2 protein-coding genes are annotated in these 982 nt (G+C 60.1%); both read right to left on the reverse strand.

What is annotated here, in order from left to right:
• On the reverse strand, positions 1-249 hold a 249-nt coding region (locus tag ACXJ7R_RS34255), incomplete at its 3' end, for a hypothetical protein (protein ID WP_457155658.1).
• Positions 250-436: 187 nt separating this feature from the next.
• Positions 437-982, reverse strand: a 546-nt coding sequence (locus ACXJ7R_RS34260) for a hypothetical protein (RefSeq protein ID WP_457155659.1), incomplete at its 5' end; no start/stop codon positions are given.

The raw sequence follows: 982 nt of genomic DNA on the forward strand, positions 1-982 counted from the left end.
GTTAACCGTCGGCCGTTCTTCGTCACCCAGCAAGCGGCGGATGATCTCGTCTTCGAGTTCGGACACCAGGGTCGTGTATTCGGAAATCTCTGCCGGCCGCCTTGGCTTCGCTTTCTTCAGTCTGGTGAGCGTCGTGCGAGCCAGCCGGTAGTCTTCACACATATCCCGCAAGACCTCGTCCGAGATGCTGCGGGCCTTGATCAACTCCGCCACATCAACGAACCGGACCATCGCGGCCGTCAGCGGCATTGACCTGTTRCTCGGGTCTTTCATTGGTACTTCGCAGACAGTCGCATTAGTTTGCCCCTTCGCCTGCAGGATGCACAGCGGCGACAAGTAAGTTACAGTTGCCGGCGCAACGGCCGTGAGGCAGTTGCGCCTTCCATTTCGAAACTCCTGGCGGCTCACCGGAAATACCGCTGCCCGAGCCGCCGGATCACGCGGTTGATGGCACAATCCAACCGCCCATTTTCGCGAGGGCAGCGGCAGAGATCATCTTCTGTTCGGCAACCGTGCCTCCGTGACGGCGCGTCACATCGTAGAACCGCGACTCCCAACGGTTCTCCAACAGAACGACGACTTCGGAATGCCCAGGACGCAGTCGCTCCGCGCGCCGGCGAAGGTCGTCAGCAGACAGACCAAAGTCACCGGCACCAGCCGCTCGCGCCGCCGCCTTTGCGCTCGTCCGGATTTCTGCCGTGTCGCCGCGCGCTTGGGCTGCAAGCGCTGCGATCAAGGCATTGACCTCGACGACGTCCTCGCCGTCCTCCAGGCGCCCACCTTGCATTCCCGATATCCTGCCCTCGCTGTCCTTTCTCGTAATCGCGAATGCATCCGGGCGAACCAACCCGCCCTCGAACAGCTGTTTCAGTTCAGCGAGGAAATCGAACGGCAGCAGATATCGCGGGAAATGGATGCTTATCAGATCTATGGAACCTAGCTGGCTCAAATCGAGCTTTGACAAGTCGAATTGATCGGTGCC

The organism is Mesorhizobium sp. P5_C1, from assembly GCF_054049815.1.